The organism is Streptomyces canus 299MFChir4.1 (assembly GCF_000383615.1).
GTDB lineage: Bacteria > Actinomycetota > Actinomycetes > Streptomycetales > Streptomycetaceae > Streptomyces > Streptomyces canus_C.
This window is the reverse complement of sequence record NZ_KB911582.1, coordinates 205,406-223,264: the sequence shown is the minus strand read 5'-3', so window position 1 is coordinate 223,264 and position 17,859 is coordinate 205,406. Positions and strand designations below refer to the sequence as shown.

The window sequence follows — 17,859 nt, the reverse complement described above, 5'->3', positions numbered from 1 at the left end:
ACCTCGAAACCCTGTCGTTGTCCCTCGCCACCGCCCAGGTAACCTCTAACCCGTCGTCATCGCGGCCCGACGGGCTTCCGCTCCACCTCGGTGGAGTCTTGAAGGACATGCCCCCACCCGCACGAGTCATTTCGTGCTGCCCGGGGGAAGTCCTTGCTGTTCCGCGCGTCTGCGAAAACGGTCGCCGCCATGGCGCTCGACAGTTCGCTCTACCTCCACCTCACCGAGCAGTTCGCCCACATGCACGGCTATCGGCCCAACTCCTCGGAGGCGCGGTCCTGGGAACGGAGCATTCCCGCGCTGACCGCCGCGCTCAATGAAGCGGGTCTCGGTGACGTCGAGGTCATGCTGGAGTACGCGCTCCCGATGAACAGCAAGCGAGCCGACGCGGTCCTCGCCGGAATACACCCACGCACGGGCGACCCCTCCTATGTCGTGGTGGAGCTCAAGCAATGGAGCGATGTCGTCCCCGATGAGGACGACCCGGTCCTTTGCCACGTCCCTTCCTATACTCAGCCGGTCCTCAACCCCATCGAGCAGGTGCGCCGCTACTGCGAATACCTCGTCAACTTCAACGGCGCTGTCGCCGGACACCCGGAGCGGGTCGGGGGAGTGGCTTTACTGCACAACGCAACCGAGTTCGATGTGGGTGCACTGCGCGAGATCGAGTCCGACGAGTGGGGCCAGTTGTTCGCGGGTGACACCCGTGGTGGGTTCATCGACTACCTTCGTGCCCGGCTCAGCCCTGAGCATCCGGGCGCCGCAGCCGCCGACGCGCTGCTCGCGGGCAAGACGGTCCCGTCGAAGCAGCTGATGGCGGTCGCCGCTCAGGAAGTCCGTGAGAGGGAGCAGTTCGTGCTCCTCGACGAACAGCAAGTCGCCTACCGCAAGGTGCTCAACGCGGTACGCAAGGCCCAGCGGTCCGACCACAAGGAAGTCGTGGTCATCACCGGTGGTCCTGGCACCGGCAAGAGCGTGATCGCGCTGTCCCTGCTCGGTGAGTTGTACCGGCGGGGCATCCCGGCCCTGCATGCGACCGGGTCGCAGTCCTTCACCAAGACGATGCGCAAGGTCGCGGGTGCCAGGAAGCGCGAAGTGCAGGAGCTCTTCAAGTACTTCAACAGCTTCATGGCGACGGAGAAGAACAGCCTGGACGTCCTGGTCTGCGACGAGGCGCACCGCGTCCGTGAGACATCTGCCAACCGGTACACACCGGCCGCGCACCGGACCGGCAAGCGGCAAATCGACGAACTGATAGACGTGGCCAAAGTGCCCGTCTTCCTGCTCGACGAGCACCAGGTCGTGCGCCCGGGTGAGATGGGCACGGTGGAAGACATCCGAGCTGCAGCGGCACGCAGGGGGCTGAACTGCCCCGTCGTCAGGCTTGAGAGCCAGTTCCGCTGCGGCGGGAGCGACGCCTATCTGCGCTGGGTGGTGCGGCTCCTGGGCCTGGAGCCGGGCGGCCCGGTCGTGTGGGACCCCGATGACCGCATGCAACTCCTTTTGGCTGAGAGCCCGGAGGAGATGGAGAGCTTCCTGGACGGCCGCCGCGGTCAGAACTACAGTGCTCGCATGTCCGCTGGCTACTGCTGGCCCTGGTCCCCGGAACCCAAGCCGGGACAGCCCCTGCCGGACGACGTGAGGATCGGCGACTGGGCGCGCCCCTGGAACCTGCGCGGCGACCGCTCCGTCTCCGGCGCACCGCCGTCCGCCCTGTGGGCCACGGACCCGGCGGGCTTCGGCCAGATCGGCTGCGTCTACACCGCTCAGGGCTTCGAGTACGACTGGTCCGGCGTCATCATCGGCCCCGACTTGGTGTGGCGCGGCGACCGATGGGTGACGGATCGAACGGCGTCCAAGGACCCGGTATTCAAGCGCTCGACACCGGACGCCGACGTGGACCGTCTGATCCGCAACACGTACAAGGTGCTCCTGACCCGCGGAATGGTAGGCACGGTCCTCTACTCCACGGACCGGGAGACGCAGGAGAAGCTACGGGAGCTGGTGGGTGCTGTGCGGCGCGTGGCCGTCACGGCGTGAGCGCCCAGCCTGAAATCCGCAGCTTTTTCGCCAACTTACCGCTGACAAGCCGCGAGTTGGCGGCAGGAGCACGCGTGAGCTACCGCGCTCCCTAAGATCACCCGTACCAATTGCGGCCCGACGGGCTTCCTCTACGCGAGGACACGCCCCCACCCGCACGAGTCACTCGTGCCCTGGGGGAACCACCTCGTGTCCATGCTCCTGCTGAGGCTGTCTGCGCAGGACCTGCTCACTCTGAACTCAAGGCGGCGGATGCTACCGCATCTCGCCGCCAGATACCGGTACTTCCGAGGGCGCGACGTGTCCGATACCGAACGGGAGGCATGGGCCGAGAGCCTGGTCGAGTTGGCTGAAGACCTGGTCGAGGCGGAGCGGGGCAACGTCGAGATGGTCGTCGAGTGCGCGGCGACGGTCGACGAACCGAAGAAGGGGGAGCCGCCCCTCATTGACGTGGTGCTTGTCGGGCGACACCCCGAGACGCGTCTGCCGTCGTTCCAACTCGTCGAGCTGAAGAGATGGTCAATGGTGACGCGGGTGGAAGCTGCCACCGCGGAGCTCGTGAGGGTGCCGGGATACAAGAAGCCCAAGAAGCACCCTGCGTTGCAACTCAGGCACACATACCAACTGTTCACTGGAGACCAGGGACCGCTGCGCGGCATCACGGTCGAATGCGGCGGATTCGCGTACCTGCACAATGCCACCGACGACTCGGTTCGACCGCTGCTCGATACGTTGGCGCCGACTGGAGCCTATGAGCGTGTGTACACCCAGGACAGTCGTGGCCTGCTCCTTGCGGACCTGCGTCGGCATTTCGCGGAGGACGGCGGGGCTTCGGAGGCCGAGCAACTCCTGCGGTTCATGAACCTGCGCAACACGCCGCTTCTCGACGCGATGATCAGATCTCGCGGAGAGGACACGGTGTTCACCCTGCGGGGGCAGCAGAAGAGAGTGGCGGCGAGTGTTCTGCAGCGGGCCGCCCTGGTTCTCGGCAATCCCGATGAGCCTGCTCCGCCGCCGGACGACGGACGCGCGGTGTTCATCGTGACGGGTGGTGCAGGTACCGGGAAGAGCGCGGTGGGGCTACAGCTCAGGGCCGATTTCGAGGCAGCTGGCCATACGGTGAAGTACGCCAGCGGCAGCCGTGCCTTCAACGGGGCGCTCCAGGAGCAGGTGGGCTACACCGACAAGGAGTTCAGGAAGAGGTTCGCCTATTTCAGCCACTTCGTGACGCCTCCGGACCCTCCCTTGGACGTCCTCATCTGCGACGAGGCGCATCGCGTGAGAGAGCGAACCATCGACATGTACCAACGAGAAGAGAAGTCGGGCAAACAGCCTCAGGTGGACGATCTGCTCGATGCCTCGCGCCTCACGGTGTTCTTTCTCGACGAGAGCCAGTCTGTGCGCCCCAAGGAAGTCGGAACGGCGAGCCTGATTGAGGGAGCTGCAAGAGCGCGGGGAATCACTCCACTCCGCTATGGGCTCAGGGAGGAATGGCGCTGCGGGGGAAGCGACGCCTACATCCGCTGGGTGCGGGCTGTCCTCGACATCGAGGCAGGAACCACCGAGTGGACCCCCGACGGTTTGATGCATGTCGAAGTGGCAGACAGTCCAGAGGAACTCGAGTACATCATCAGGACCGAGGCGGAGGCGGGAGCGACAGCTCGGATGGTGGCCGGCTTCTGCTGGCCGTGGACCGAACCGGTAGGAAAGGGGAAGGCCGCTCGCCTGGAGGCAGACGTGCGGATCGGAGACTGGCACCGACCGTGGAACGCTAAAGGCGACTCCTTCCGAGAGAACGGAGCGGTGCCCCCGTCCACGAAATGGTCAGTGCACCCGTATGGCATCAACCAGATCGGCTGCGTCTACACGGCTCAGGGCCTTGAGTGGGACTGGTGCGGGGTGATCCTCGGCGACGACATGGTGAGACGCGGCGACCGCTGGGTCTACCGCAAGGGGCAGTGGCGTGAGGACCCGGAAAGCAAGGTCAAACGCGTCAAAGTGCCCGGTTCATTCGACATGAAGCTCCGTGAGGGGAAGGGAAGCGAGGAAGAAAAAGAGGAGGAGTTCGCGCGATGTGTTCGGCACGCGTACCACGTGCTCATGACCAGGGCGAGCCGGGCGACGGTGCTGTACTCCACGGATGAGGAGACACAGGTGTATCTCAAGAGCCGCGTAGGTGACGTGCAGATACACGGCCTGCGGCCCACTTGGGAAAACCTCCCTGCCGAGGCGCGGATACCGCATCTCCCCAGCCCGAAGAGGAAGGGCCACGACACCACTCCCGGGCAGGAACTGCTCTTCTGACGGATCCTCGTGATGGCGGAAGCCAGACAGGCTGAAGAGTGGCGGGCTCGCCGGGCCCGCCACATGCCTGCCTCAGATGAGGTGGCGCGCTGCCACCGCTAGTGCCTCCAACACGAGGCTGGAGATCACACCCGCGGCGGCGCCGGCCAGGATCTCGCGGATCCAGGGACGACGCGCAGGCTTGTACTCGACCGGTTCCATAAAGGCCCACTCCATGGTGTGAGTTCGGAATGGTAGGACCGCCCTACCGGGCATCCGCCCCATTCGTCACTCACGGGCCAGTGGACTGGACCGTGGACTCCGCCTCGTACCCTCCGGGAAGGTGCGCAGCAGTAAAAGCCTATCTCACAGGGCACACCCCCGATCGGGCCAACGGCCCGGCATCCGATTGGAGTTAGAGGTTGAGACCGGTCCAGACGGTCTTCCCCGCAGGCAGTGGGAGCGGACACCGTCTTCGACGGCCGCCGCCTGCCCGTCCACCTTGGGAGCAAGCCAAACGGATGCTGCCTGTCAGTGGGGCGCGGTAAGGTCGACCAGGGATTTTGGCCCGGAAGGGCGTGAGGAGACAGCGGAGGTCGAACGGTGACGGCAGGAGGCCCGCGCCCGGTGCCCAAGCCGGCACCGCCGCGTCCGGTGCAGCAATGGTTCCAGGACCGGCCCTCCCCGTACCCCTGGGAGCAGGACGCTCTCGACCACGTACGTCGCCTGATGCCGGCCGCTGAGCCGTATCGGGCCTGGGCCACGTTCTCCTTCACCGCGCAGTCGGGCCGTATCAACGAGTGCGACCTGCTGATCGCGGTGCCGGCTGGCCTCTACCTCGTCGAGATCAAGAGCCATCCAGGGCGACTGGAGAACAGCGGATCGACCTGGAACTTCCGAGGTTCCGACCGCACCCGGACGATCAACAACCCACTCCACTTCAACGACGCCAAGTCGAAGGACCTCAAGAGCAGGCTCCTGTGGGCGGCGCGCAAGCTGGGCATCCCGGAACGGTCGGTGCCGCGTGTGGAACCGGCGATCTTCCTCTCGGCTCCGGACCTCGAGAGCCATCTTGACGATGTCCAAAGAGTCAAGGTTTACGGGCGCGACGACCGCCCCACCGGTCTGAAGCGCATCTGGCAGGACTTCCTCGGGCTGCCGCCGGACCGCCCCGACCGTCGCATCACGCCCGACTTCTCTCGGGACGCGCTGCCGCGTCTGCTGAAGGCCATCGGCGTGCAGCAGTCCACGGCCCATCTCCGGTTCGGCGACGCCTGGAAACTGCAGCCGCATCCCCTGGACCGCGGGCAGTCCTGGGAGGACCGCCTGGCAACGCGCGACGACGGACTTGTGCAGGAGGAGGGCCGCGTCCGCATTTACCTGGTCGGCCACATGGCCACTGAGGCGGCGAAGAAGTCGACCGATCGCGCGGCCCGCCGTGAGTACCAGGTACTCCAGGGCATCACGCACCGCGGGATCGTCGAGGCCGTCGAGATCCGGGAGCACCAGGGCGGGCCGGCGATCCTCTTCCGCCACAAGCACACGGACCTGCGCCTCGACCAGTACCTGGCGACCTACGGTGGCAAGCTCACCCCCGAGATCCGCCTCGACCTCGTACGGCAGCTCGCCGAAGCGGTCCGCTACGCGCACAATCGCGCCCTCTACCACCGGGCCCTGGCGGCCAGTTCCGTCTACGTCTCCTTCCGCTCCGACGGGACGCGCCCCGAACTGCGCATCACCGACTGGCAGACAGCGGCCCGAGACTTCGACAGCAATGCCACCTTCTTCCGGTCCATCGGCGGTTCGGCGCTCGACGCGGCTCTGATCGAGGACGCGGCCCGCCTCTATCTCGCCCCCGAGACCGACCAGCCGTACGCCGATCCGGCCGACCTGGACATGTTCGGGCTCGGCGCGGTCGCGTACCTGATCCTCACCGGTCAGCCTCCCGCCACCCAGCGAAGTGCCCTGAGCGAGCGCCTGCGCACCGACTCGGGCCTGCATCTGTACGCGGTCGCCGACGGCTTCTCGGACGCGCTCGACGAGCTGGTCTTCAAGGCGACCCGCTCCGACGTCAACGAACGCCTCGGCTCCGCCGAAGAGTTCCTCGACCTGCTGGACAGGGCGGAGCGCGCCAGCGTGCTGCCCGAGGCACCCACCGCCATCGGCGTCGACCCGCTGGAGGCACTGCCCGGCCAGTCGCTCGACACGGAATGGTCCGTACGGCGTGTCCTCGGCACCGGCGCCACGGCCCGCGCCCTTCTCGTGGAGCGCGCGGTCGAGGACGAGGACGGCGACGTACAGATCGACGAGTGGGTCTTCAAGGTCGCGCTGGACGAGCAGAAGGCGGAACGGCTGCGTGCCGAGGCGGGCGTCCTCAAGGAGGTCGGCGGCGGCGCGATCGTGCAGCTGCGGGGCGAGGGGCTGCGCGAGATCGCTGGACGGACCGTCCTGCAGCTCGAGTATGCAGGTGAGCAGTCCCTGGGCGCCCGGCTGCGGGGCAAGGGCAAGCTGACGTACCACGAGCTGGAGCGCTTCGGCGATGACCTGTTCAGGGCGATGGACCAGCTGGCCGCCAACGGAGTCCTGCACCGTGACCTGAAGCCCGACAACTTCGGCATCCACCACAGCAAGGACCGGATCTGGCGTCTGAAGCTGTTCGACTTCTCCCTCGCCGACGCCTCGGAGCGTGACATCAAGGCGGGCACGCGCGGCTACCTGGACCCGTTCCTCGGCTCCATGCGCCGGCCGTACTACGACGACCACGCCGAGCGGTACGCGGCGGCCGTCACCCTGCACGAGATGGCCGGCGGAGAGCGCCCCATGTGGGGCGACGGACAGGTGGACCCGCTCACCAACGAGTCTGCCGAACTGTACGTCGCGTCAGAGCTGTTCGAGCCAGCTCTCAATGACGGCCTCACGTCCTTCTTCCGACGGGCGCTGCACCGCGACACCGAGCAACGCTTCGACACGCTGCGGCAGATGCACGACGAGTGGCGCGAGGTGTTCCGGGCGGCCGACGCGACTAAGCCGGCCACCACCCCCGCCACGGTCGGTACTCAGGCCGAGGACGCCGAGGAGGCCCGCGACGCCGCCGCGGAGGCCGCGGACGCCGAGACCCTGCTGGAGGCCGCAGGCCTGTCGCCCCGTGCCGTGTCCGTGGCGCACGGGCTGGGCGCCACCAACGTGGGGGAGCTGCTCAACGTCCAGCCGTACGCGATCTCGAAGGCGCGGGGCGCTGGGGCGCTGGTACGCAAGGAGCTCAATCGGCGTCGCAAGCAGTGGGCGGTCGCGCTTCGGCAGCCCAGTGGCGCTGATGTCCGACCGGCTTTGCCGGCCGCGCGTACGGACGGCGATTCCGAGCCGGACGGGCCGCTGGTCCTGTCGATAGACGACATGGCCGCCCGGCTCACCCCTGAGCCTGGTCGCAAGGGTTCCCACCGTGCGCCCGTGGTCCGGCTCACGCTGGGCCTGCCGCCCGAGGAGGGCGGGCTGTCGCCGTTGGGCCCCTGGCCGGTCCAGGCACGCATCGCCGACCATCTCAAGATCAAGCAGCCACCGGTCTCCCGTCATCACCGCATCGAAATCAAGCAGTGGGCCGAGGCGGACTGGCTGGGGCGGGTGCGCGACGAGCTCGTCGAGATCGTGACGGCGGCCGGGCGGGTCATGACCGCCCAGGAGGCCGCAGCCGAGCTGCGCGTCCGGCACGGTGCGGGCGACGACACGCCCGAACGCACGCTCGCGAGGGCGCTGGCCGTCGTACGGGCCGCCACCGAGGCCGAGTTGTGGGACGGCGAGGGCGCGGAGCAGCACGAGCCGCGACTGGCCGTGCACCGGCGAGGCGACACCGTACTGATCGCGGGGGAGTCGCTGCCCGGGACAGACGACCCCAGCCCCCGCGAACTGGCCGACTATGCGGCCGAGTTGGGGACGGAGGCGGAGCGTCTGGCGCGTCAGGAGCCGCTGCCGGGGCGGGCTGCGGTGATCCGCGACCTGCGTGCGGTGCCCGCCCCGGAGGGCTTCGCACCGCTCGCGGACACTCGGCTGGTAGCCCTCGCAGCCGCAGTCGCAGTCGGGACCGAGGTCACTCCCCGTCTTGAGCTGTATCCGCGTGACCTCAGCCTGGACCGCGCCCTGCGGGTCTCGCAGGCGGGGGCGGGGGTACGACGGGACCGTGGCATCACCGTCGCCGAGCTGCTGGCGAGGCTGCGTGCCCGCTTCCCGGTGCTCGACGCCCTCTCCGGGGAGCGGGAGCCGACGTACGTCGAGCTGGAGGACCCCCTCAGGGAGGCGCGCTTCGAGCTTCGGTACGACACCAAGCTGGAGCGGTTCTTCCCGCCGGCCCTGGAGTCGGTCGGCCAGTGGACGTCCACCGGGACGGGCACCAGCTACCTGTCACCCGGGCGCGGCGTCCCGGCGGTCGCGGAGGTGGACGGGGATCCGCATGCCGCCACCCGTGCCAGGCTCGCGTCCAGCGTGCAGCGTGGTGGCTTCCTCGCGCTGACGGTGAAGGGCAGCCGGCTGCCGGGTGCGGCCGAGGCGGTGGCCGCGGCGTTCCCCGTCGAAGGTGTCGACCTGGGGCGGGAGTTCCTCGCCGAGTTCCGTGCGCTGGCGGCGGCGAAGGGGCAGGACTGGGAGAAGGTCCTGCGCGCCGATGCGAGCTCCGCGCCAGGGCAGATCAAACGGGGGCTCGCCTCGTTCGTACGTGCGGTGTGGGTGCGCCTGGAGGCCGTCCTGCTGGAGCGGGCCGCGGCGCCGCGTACGGTCCTCTTCCTGCATGACGCGGGACTGCTCGCCCGGTACTGGGCCGAGGGCGGCCACGACCTCCTGGTCCGGCTGCAGACGGCGGCCCGCCGACCGGCCGACGACCCGCATGGGCTGTGGCTGCTCTGCCCCGTGGACACGCGGACGCAGGTCCCGCACCTGGACGGGCGGACGGTCGAGGTGATCGGCGGGGACGGGGAACGGGCGTACCTCGACGGCGACTTCCTGGCGGCGGTGGCAGTGGCGGCGGCCTAGACCCGCGCCCACCACCAAGGGCGAGCGCAGGGCCCAGCCGGTCGTCAGTGGGCGCGCCTGGAAACGCCGCCCTTGCGGCCGATGCCGAAGGCCAGGCGGTAGACGTCGGGGATGTCGACCGCGTAGTCGCGCAGGTCGGTGGCGCCCGCCGCACGTCGTGTCATCACGCCGAGCCTTTCCAACTCGTCGATCAGCTCACGGTGGTTGTCGACGTCCTCGGGGCCGCTGCCCTGCGAGCCGTTCGCCAGGACCTCGCGCAGTTTCCCGGTGAGGGAGGCGTCCCGCCAGTAGGCGAGGACCACGGACGGCTGCATCGGCACCTGGCCGCCCCGTAGTTGCTCGACGGCGACCGCGGCCCAGCGAATGTCCTCCGTGATCTCGTCCACGCGGATCTGGGAAGCGGTACTCACGGACGCCCGGATGGCGTCGTAGTGGAGGGCGTGCTCGTGCGTAGGATGCCGGTCCCGGGTGATTGTCGCCGCAGTGGAGACGGCCTGCAGCAGGGTGCGCGGGCTCACCTGGCCCCGGCCGTCCTGAAGGTGGTTGGGAAGCCAGGTGTACGTGTGGCCGCGGCGGTGGCTCGTGCCCATGTACTGGCCGGCCATCGTGACGAACAGATCGTGCTGGCGCTTCGGAGTGGCGATGACGTCGACGGGGGCGATGAACCGGCCTTCGCCCTCCCTGTTCCAACTGCCGGTCCACGCCCGGAACTTCTCCGCCTCGGGACTCGGGTGATTGCCGAGCTGGTGGTAGAGCAGGCCGTACAGGTTCTCCGTGGTCCAGGTCAGGTCGGTCGCGTTTGCGCCCAGTTTCGAGGCGTCGGGGAAGTGCATGGGGGCGCTTTCGTACATGTCCGGACGGACGAAGATCTTCGCCCGGATCGCGCTGGTGCTCATGCGGAGGTCGAGTGCCACCTCGAAGAGGCCGGACACCAGGCGGTCGACGAGCTGTCGGTCGTTGTGGAGGTGCTCCAGGGCGTCGAAGATCAGCAGGCGGGTACGGCCGCTCTTGCGGGCCTCCTGGTCGATCGTCCACAGGGCGCGTTCGTAGGACTCCATGTGGTCGGCGACCCAGCGGACGCGCTTGTCCCAGCCTTCGATGCGCAGGATCTCCGGGGCCTGGAGTCCCGTCAGGACGACGGCGGACCAGAGGTGCTGAGGTGTGACTCGGGGATCCTCCAGCAGCCTGCTGATGACGTTCTTGCTGGGGTGGTGCAGGTTGGGCTCGCCGCCCTTCGCGTGGCCCGTGGCGACCGTCATCCGTTCCAGCCGGGGCATCATGTACGAGGCCGCCGCGATCTCGCGCATCCGGTCGTCGCTCAGAACCTTGGTCCACACGGTCTTACCGGAGCCGCGTGCGCCGCGCACCACCGTCACGTCGGGGTCCAGCGCGCGTCGGTGGCTCGACGGAGTGAAAAGCCGTGTGACGTCGGGGCTCACGGTGTCGGCGTCGAAGGCGCTGCCGGGGGCGGTGGCGAGCAGTGTCCGGTACTCGTCGGTGGACAGCGCGTCCGTCATGACAGCTCCTCGCTCGGGAAGACGAGTTGTTCGACCTCTTTGAGGAACCTCTTGTACGCGGCCTCCACGAAGGGCAGTTCGGGCCAGTCGCGGTCTTGGAGCGGGTCGAGGCCGATCAGGTCGTGGCTGAAGAGGATCGGGATGGGCGTGTGCGGGGCCTGGTCGTCCTCCAGGGCCGGGTGGTACGCCTCCAGGTCCGCGCCCTCCGCGTCGTCGTAGAGCGTGTCGGCGAACATCTTCTGGGCGTTGTCGCGGAGCTTGTGCAGGCGCTGTATGTCCCCGGCGGACCGGAACATGGCGGCCACGATACGGAGGCGCTCGCGCAGGTCGACGGCTCGGTCCGGGTGCTGCTTCCACTGGGAGAGCAGCATGCCGTAGCCGTACCAGGTGGACGGGTTGTCGACCGCGAAGAGCAGGGAGAGCCCGCTGAGCTGGGTGAGGGTGACGGCGGCGATGTCGTGAATGCCGGCCCGGCTGTCGAGCAGGACCACGTCTGGCTGCCGCGAAATCCCGGCCACCTGCGCCTCGCAGGCGGCGATGGCCTCCTCCAGCCGCACGCAGAACGGCTTGGGTGCGCCGCCCGGTTCGGCGGGCGGGAGGTCGCTGTAGATGCGGTTCAGCTTCGCGAGGTAGTCGTAGTCGCCGCGGGGGCGGCCTCCGGCGGGTGCCAGCCAGATCTCGCCATTGCCCTGGGAGGGCACGAAGAAAGAGCTCTGGGTGACGAGGTCCAGCCCTTCGGCGTTGCCGACGCCGGCTTCGACCAGGTGGTCGACAATGCCGTGATCGGGTAGTTCGTCGAAGCTGTGCAGGAGCGAGGAGACTCCCGGGGACTCCAGGTCGAGGTCGACGACGAGGACGCAGCGGCCCTTCTCGGCGAAGTGTCGGGCGAGGACGGCCGTGGCGGTGGAGCGCCCGACGCCGCCCTTGAACCCGTACAGAGCGACGCGCCGCTCTCGCACCTCGGGCTGCGGCGAAGCGCCCGGTGCGGTCTCCCGGGCCCAGTCTGCGCCCACGACGGTCCGTTCGAGTACGGCGACCCGGCCGCGGCTTCCCGGCTCGCCCCCGTCCTGCACGATGAGTTCGGGCGAGGCGAAGAACATCTCCGGTGCGAACATCGTGGACGCGGCCTGGACGGGTTGGGCGCCTGCGAAGGCCTGGGTGTCGCGTCGGAACTCCTCCGCGAGCGACGCCAGTTCCTCGGCCGACATCGGCTCGTCCTCGTCGTCGAGGAGGAGCGACGCGCGTCCGAACAGGTCGCGTACGAGGACGGTGTCCCTGCCGGTCTCGGCGGCTCGGTGGGCGTGGCCCAGGGCAGCGGTCCACGCGGCGTCGAATCGGGTGGGGTTCATGGGGTGGGCGCCTGCTTTTCCACTTCGGCTGCGTCTTCTGCTTCTGCTTGGGCTACTTCGCCTGTTGGTAGGCGGCGATGACGGTACGGGCCGCGGCGAGGTGACGTTTCACGCGCTGCTCAGATATCTGGCCGCTGTCACGGTAACGGTGGGCCACGTCCCACTCGTCGGCGGATTCGCGGAAGGGATTCTGCTGGGGGAGCTGGGCGAGCACGGTGGCGCCATGGTGGCCGTTGGCGAGAAGGAGGAGTTGGTCCCACACATACGGCAGGTGACCGTGCTGGGATTCCTTCCAGGCCTTGTCCGCCTGTCTCTGGCTCTGTGTCGGTCTGTTCCTGATCGTCGGGCTGTAGGGAATCCCGAGCGGGGTGTCCTGTACGGAACCGAAGAAGTCGAGGAGCATCGCCTTGATGGCGCACTCCGCGGCGATCCCGGCGAGATGGTCGGCGGAGCCGAAGAGCGGGGGCGACTTGGCGAGTTGCGTTGCCGCGTCGTAGTGGCAGCGGCCCACCTCTAAGAAAGCGTGCTGGTGGGCGGGTGCGGGTGCCGGCGTGGAGGCCGCGGGTGCCGGGGCCGTGGGTGTGTTCGGGGCCGCCGGGACCGGAGGAGGTGTCTGAGCCGTCACGGTGATCACCTTAGCGGCGTGATCATGGCAGATGAGAGTACTTTGCGATGACTCCTGCGGGATCTGTTGCGGTCGACGGTGCTGGCAGGATTGGGATGCGAAACCGTATAGCGATGTGCGGTGGGTGACGTGGTGCTGCGAGAGGGATGCGAAGAGTGACGGTCACGGGCCAGGATGCGCGGGCGGGGCTGGACCAGGCGGCGCTGCTGAAGGATCTGCGGCGGCAGGTCGTTGTTCTTGAGGACGATCTGCGTGCGCGCAGTGAGTCCGAGGACGAGTACCGAGTCCGGCTGGAATCCGAGTACCGGCGGGCCCGGGAGGCGCAGCGTACGGCGGCGACGTACGGCGCGTGGCGGGACGAGCGGGTGACTCAGGCTGCCGTTGCGTGGGTGCTGGCCTGTGTCTTCGTACGGTTCTGTGAGGATCACGAGCTGATCGAGGCACCGTTCATCGCCGGGCCGGGGGAGCGGTTGGTTGAGGCGGAGGAGCGGCATGAGGCGCACTTCCGGGAGCATCCTGATCACAACGACCGGGACTGGTTGATTGAGGCGTTCGAGTATCTTGCGGGGGCCCATGAGACGGTGGCCGGTCTCTTCGACCAGGCGCACAATCCGCTGTGGGAGCTGATGCCGAGCTATGAGACCGCGACGGATATGTTGCGGTTCTGGCGGCGGTGGGATGCGGACGGACGGATCGTTTACGACTTCTCGTATCTGGACTGGGATACGCGGTTCCTTGGTGACCTGTACCAGGACCTGAGCGACCATGCCCGGAAGACGTACGCCCTGTTGCAGACGCCGGAGTTCGTCGAGGAGTTCATCCTCGATCTGACGCTGGAGCCGGCCATCGCGGAGTTCGGGCTGGATCCCATGGTGGAGGGGCCGGGGGGCGTTGAGCGACGGGGGCTGCGGACGATCGACCCTGCGTGCGGGTCAGGGCACTTTCTACTGGGGATCTTCGAGCGGCTCGTCGAGAAGTGGCGGGAGGCGGAGCCGGGCGCGGACGAGTGGTCGGTGGTGCGGAGGGCTCTGGAGTCCGTCCACGGGTGCGACAAGAATCCGTTTGCGGTGAGTATCGCTCGGTTCCGGCTGCTGGTTGCGGCTATTCGGGCTGCGGGGGCCGAGCGGTTGGCGGATGCGCCGGTGTTTCCCATCAATGTGGCGGTGGGGGATTCGTTGCTGCATGGGCGGGATGCGGCGGGTATTCAGACGGACTTGGGTACGTTGTTTGCTGAGGTGGAGGGGGACGGCTCTGAGGGTGGGGGCGCCTTTGTTTACTCTACGGAGGATGTGGGGGAGTTCGCTCGGCGGGTGGATCTGCTGGGGCGGGGGTCGTATCACGTTGTGGTGGGGAATCCGCCTTACATCACCGTGAAGGACAAGCAGGAGAACGAGAATTATCGGGCGGCGTATGACGCTTGCTCGGGGAAGTATGCCTTGTCTGTTCCGTTCGCGCAGAGATTGTTCGAGTTGGCTGTGAAGGGCATGGGTGGCAGTCGGGGTGGTGGTGGCTTCGTGGGTCAGATCACCTCGAATTCCTTCATGAAACGGGAGTTCGGCAAGAAGCTCATCGAGGTTGTCTTCCGCGAGCGGATTGAGCTATCGCATGTGATCGACACGTCGGGAGCGTTTATTCCTGGACATGGGACGCCGACCGTGATTCTAGTGGGGCGGAATCGGGTGCCGAACCCTGAGCGGGCTGTTCGGGCGGTGCTGGGTGTTAGAGGGGAGCCATCACAGCCCGACGTTCCGGCAGAGGCGGCTGTTTGGCGGGCGATTGTTGAGCAAGTGGGCAAGCCCGGGAGCGAGTCGGAGTGGGTGTCGGTGGAGGATGCCTCGGCTGGCAGCTTTGGTGCACATCCCTGGTCGGTGAGCGGTGGCGGAGCGGGTGAACTGCTAGAGCGACTTGAGAGGGTCGCCGTGCGGAAACTTGGTGCCATCGCGGAGTCCGCTGGTATTAGCTCTGTGACGGGAGAGGATGACCTATTTCTGCTACCTACGGACGGTGCCGCAAGACGCTTGGCCGTAGTGCAGACGAGGCCGATGATTACGGGTGACGTAATCCGGGATTTCACGGCGCGGAGTGAGGTGGACGCGATCTGGGTGTATGGCGAAGATTTCGAGACGCTCTCTCTGGCGGATATCGGGACCACCGCACGGGTTCTCTCGATCTATCGAACGGCCATCTCTCATAGGCGGCGTTTTGGTGTGCCGATGTTGGAACGTGGCATGTCTTGGTATGAGTGGCAGGAGCTGTACCCGAGCAAACTGCGGACGCCGTTGTCGATTATCTTTGCGTTTGTCGCGACTCACAATCACTTCGTGCTAGACCGGGGCGGGAATGTATTCAAGCAGTCAGCGCCAGTGATCAAGCTGCCAGAAGGAGCGGGAGAGGATGAGCACCTGAAGCTGATGGGTGTGCTCAACTCTTCGACCGGTTGTTTCTGGATGAAGCAGGTGTGCCACGACAAGGGGAACCGTGGAGAGGGAGGGGGCATTACTAGTGCCGGGTGGGAGCGATTTTTTGAGTTCACGGGAACGAAGCTTCAGGAGTTCCCGCTGCCTGAGCGACTGCCGCTCCACATCGGACGCGTACTTGACACCCTGGCCCAGGAGTTGGCCGAATGCGAAGTCTCCGCTGTCCGCGAGGCGAGCGCCCCTACTCGCGAAGTTCTTGACGACGCTCACATCGAGAGCATCCGCATCCGCCAGCGCATGATTGCCCTCCAGGAAGAGCTGGACTGGCAGGTGTACGGTCTATACGGACTGCTGTCTGAGGCCGACCTGGCGCGGACCACCGCGCCGGAGCCCGAGCCCGATATCGTGCCCGAAGTGCACCTTGGGGAGCGGGCGTTCGAGATGGTGCTGGCGCGGAAGCGTGCGCGTGGTGAGGTCGACACCGCGTGGTTCGAGCGACACGGGTCGACGCCCATCACCGAGATTCCACGCTACTGGCCCGATTGGTACCGAGACATCGTGCAGGCCCGTATCGACATCATCGAGCGGCGCAAGGATATTGGGCTCATCGAACGGCCCGAATGCAAGCGGCGGTGGTCCGTCGAGCCCTGGGAGAAGAAGGAGAAGGCCGCCCTGCGCACCTGGTTGCTGGACCGGTGTGAGGATCCCGCGCTGTGGTTCAGCCTGCGTGAGGGTGTGAAGCAGCCTCGTCCGCTTACCGTCAACCAGCTTGCGGATGCACTGAGTTCCGATCCCGACTTCAACGCCGTTGCCGCGCTGTACGCCTCCGATCACCTCAACAAGCCCGACCTCCCGCTCGGGCAGGTGCTCGCCGATGTCGTCTCCGACGAGCATGTGCCGTTCCTCGCCGCCATGCGGTACAAGGACTCCGGCCTCCGTAAGCGTGAGGATTGGGAAGACGTCTGGGAGAAGCAACGGGAGGAGGACCGGACCGGGCAGCAGCTCGCTGTCCCCGTACCGCCGAAGTATTCGTCCGCCGACTTCCTCAAATCCTCCTACTGGTCTAACCGCGGCAAACTCGACGTGCCCAAGGAGCGGTTCATCTCCTATCTGGAAGCTGGGCCCGACGCCGACCCGACCGTGCTGCTCGGGTGGGCCGGGTGGGATCACAAGGATCAGGCCCAAGCACTCATCAATCTCATCGAGGATCGGACGGAGCAGAGCGGTTGGGACACCGAGCGGCTCACCCCGTTGCTTGCCGGGCTGTATGAGGTCATGCCCTGGGTGCGGCAGTGGCATGGTGAGTACGACGCCGAGTGGGAGTCCGTGCCGGCGGAGGACTGCGATGCATTCCTCGACGAGCAGCTGGGCAAGCATCGGCTCAGCGCGACGGAACTCAAGGCCTGGCGGCCAGTGAAGCGGACGCGGGGGCGTAAGGCTGCCGCTTCGAAGAAGGCGAGTGCTCCGGAGCAGCCCGCCCTCGACATCGAGTAGGCAAAACGCAACAGTGGGGGCGACCGGATCCGTTAACTCCAGGCGTCCCCACTGACATTGGGGCTGATTCAGACTCGGGCGTCAGTCGCATAGCCGACGAACTTCGACCAAGCGGTCGGTGAGAGGGCAAGCTCTTCGCCCTCTTTCTGCTTGGAGTCGCGGACGTGGACGGCTCCGGCCATGGCGACCTCAACACAGTTGTCGCCCTGTGTCCCGCTGTAGCTGCTCTTGAACCAAGTCAGCTCGGTGGTGCTCATAGCGCTCCTCGCATCTCCTTCAACAGGCCCACGGTCGCCTCGTGGCTGAGGGCCTGCGACCGCATCTTGCCATAGCGCTGAAGGAGGGCGCTGGTGTCTTTCGAGCTGGTGATGAGGGCACTTCCCTGCTGGCCCTCGAAGTAGCCGAACCACTGGTTCTCCGGAGACTCCGCCAGGTACATGGGGCCGTCGAGACCCGCGTGATCCTCCTGGCGCAGAGGCATGATCTGAAGCTGAACGTTGCGGAGTTCGGTCTGCTTGAGCAAGTAGTCGATGAGGATGCCGGTAACTTCGTCACCGCCTGTCCGGCGTTCGAGCAGCGCCTGCTCGATGATGAAGCTGAAGGCGACGTTCTGCTTCTCGGACAGGATGCGCTGTCGTCCGAGCCGTGCCTCGACCTGCCGTTCAAGTTGTTCATCAGTCAGCGGAGGCAAACTGTTGAGGAAGACCGCCCGCGCGTACGCCTCCGGCTGTAACAACCCAGGAATAGCCCGGCACTCGTACGCGTACAGCGAGATCGCCTCCTCCTCGATCCCCGCCCACTGCACGAACCACGACGCCAGCCCCTGCCTCCGCGTCAGATGCCGGGCCGCCGCCTTGAGTACCCTCGGCGCCTCAAGGACCACCCCCGCCCGCTCGATAAACCTCCCCGACGGGAACCGTTTCCCCTGCTCCAGCTTGGCCACCGCATGTACCGAGTAGCGCACCAGCGGCGCGAACTCCTCCTGTGTCAGCCCCGCTTCCTCCCGCAACGCCTTCAGGACCGCGCCGAAGCTCTTGAGGCCGTCCGACACTTCCGGTTCACTGCTCGCGACGCCGTCCAACACGCCCGGCCCACCTCCCACGTACCCCACCGGGACA

At 67.0% G+C, this 17,859-nt stretch carries 10 protein-coding genes; 4 read left to right on the top strand and 6 right to left on the bottom strand.

What is annotated here, in order from left to right; genetic code table 11:
- Window positions 1–153 precede the first annotated feature (153 nt).
- Both H293_RS0100955 and H293_RS0100950 read left to right on the top strand, forming a co-directional pair.
- Window positions 154–2,040 carry a DUF2075 domain-containing protein gene (locus H293_RS0100955; protein WP_028807433.1) on the top strand — a complete coding sequence of 629 codons (1,887 nt, stop codon included), beginning with the start codon at window positions 154–156 and terminating at the stop codon, window positions 2,038–2,040.
- 195 nt (window positions 2,041–2,235) lie between these two features.
- Window positions 2,236–4,344 carry a DUF2075 domain-containing protein gene (locus H293_RS0100950; RefSeq protein ID WP_259294423.1) on the top strand — a complete coding sequence of 703 codons (2,109 nt, stop codon included), beginning with the start codon at window positions 2,236–2,238 and terminating at the stop codon, window positions 4,342–4,344.
- Between the two features lie 72 nt (window positions 4,345–4,416).
- Here the strand turns inward: H293_RS0100950 and H293_RS58280 are convergent, their stop codons facing one another.
- On the bottom strand, window positions 4,417–4,560 hold the full coding sequence (locus tag H293_RS58280; RefSeq protein ID WP_158694385.1) for a DUF6408 family protein: 144 nt from the start codon (window positions 4,558–4,560) through the stop codon (window positions 4,417–4,419).
- A gap of 390 nt (window positions 4,561–4,950) precedes the next feature.
- On the opposite strand from H293_RS58280, the gene pglW reads away from it, so the two are divergent.
- Window positions 4,951–9,339, top strand: coding sequence for a BREX system serine/threonine kinase PglW (gene pglW, locus H293_RS0100940; RefSeq protein WP_020116007.1), 4,389 nt, complete (start codon window positions 4,951–4,953; stop codon window positions 9,337–9,339).
- Window positions 9,340–9,383: 44 nt separating this feature from the next.
- Here the strand turns inward: pglW and H293_RS0100935 are convergent, their stop codons facing one another.
- From H293_RS0100935 to H293_RS0100925, 3 genes are read right to left on the bottom strand one after another with little or no spacing between them, the layout of a single operon-like run.
- On the bottom strand, window positions 9,384–10,856 hold the full coding sequence (locus H293_RS0100935; RefSeq protein WP_020116006.1) for a hypothetical protein: 1,473 nt from the start codon (window positions 10,854–10,856) through the stop codon (window positions 9,384–9,386).
- Window positions 10,853–12,205: a KGGVGR-motif variant AAA ATPase gene (locus tag H293_RS0100930; RefSeq protein WP_020116005.1), complete on the bottom strand. Its 1,353-nt coding sequence runs from the start codon at window positions 12,203–12,205 to the stop codon at window positions 10,853–10,855. The genes H293_RS0100935 and H293_RS0100930 overlap by 4 nt, the downstream gene beginning before the upstream one ends.
- A 52-nt stretch (window positions 12,206–12,257) precedes the next feature.
- Complete coding sequence (locus H293_RS0100925) at window positions 12,258–12,830, bottom strand: hypothetical protein (RefSeq protein WP_259294401.1); 573 nt, start codon at window positions 12,828–12,830, stop codon at window positions 12,258–12,260.
- Window positions 12,831–12,976: 146 nt separating this feature from the next.
- Between H293_RS0100925 and pglX the strand changes: the two genes are divergently transcribed.
- Window positions 12,977–16,741 carry a BREX-2 system adenine-specific DNA-methyltransferase PglX gene (gene pglX / locus H293_RS0100920; protein ID WP_051138049.1) on the top strand — a complete coding sequence of 1,255 codons (3,765 nt, stop codon included), beginning with the start codon at window positions 12,977–12,979 and terminating at the stop codon, window positions 16,739–16,741.
- Window positions 16,742–16,809: 68 nt separating this feature from the next.
- On the opposite strand, the gene H293_RS0100915 is transcribed toward pglX, so the two are convergent.
- Window positions 16,810–16,998 carry a DUF397 domain-containing protein gene (locus H293_RS0100915; RefSeq protein WP_020116002.1) on the bottom strand — a complete coding sequence of 63 codons (189 nt, stop codon included), beginning with the start codon at window positions 16,996–16,998 and terminating at the stop codon, window positions 16,810–16,812.
- A complete protein-coding gene (locus H293_RS0100910; RefSeq protein ID WP_020116001.1) occupies window positions 16,995–17,825 on the bottom strand; it encodes a helix-turn-helix domain-containing protein in 831 nt (276 codons plus the stop codon). Before H293_RS0100910 ends, H293_RS0100915 begins: the two co-directional genes overlap by 4 nt.
- Window positions 17,826–17,859: the final 34 nt, after the last annotated feature.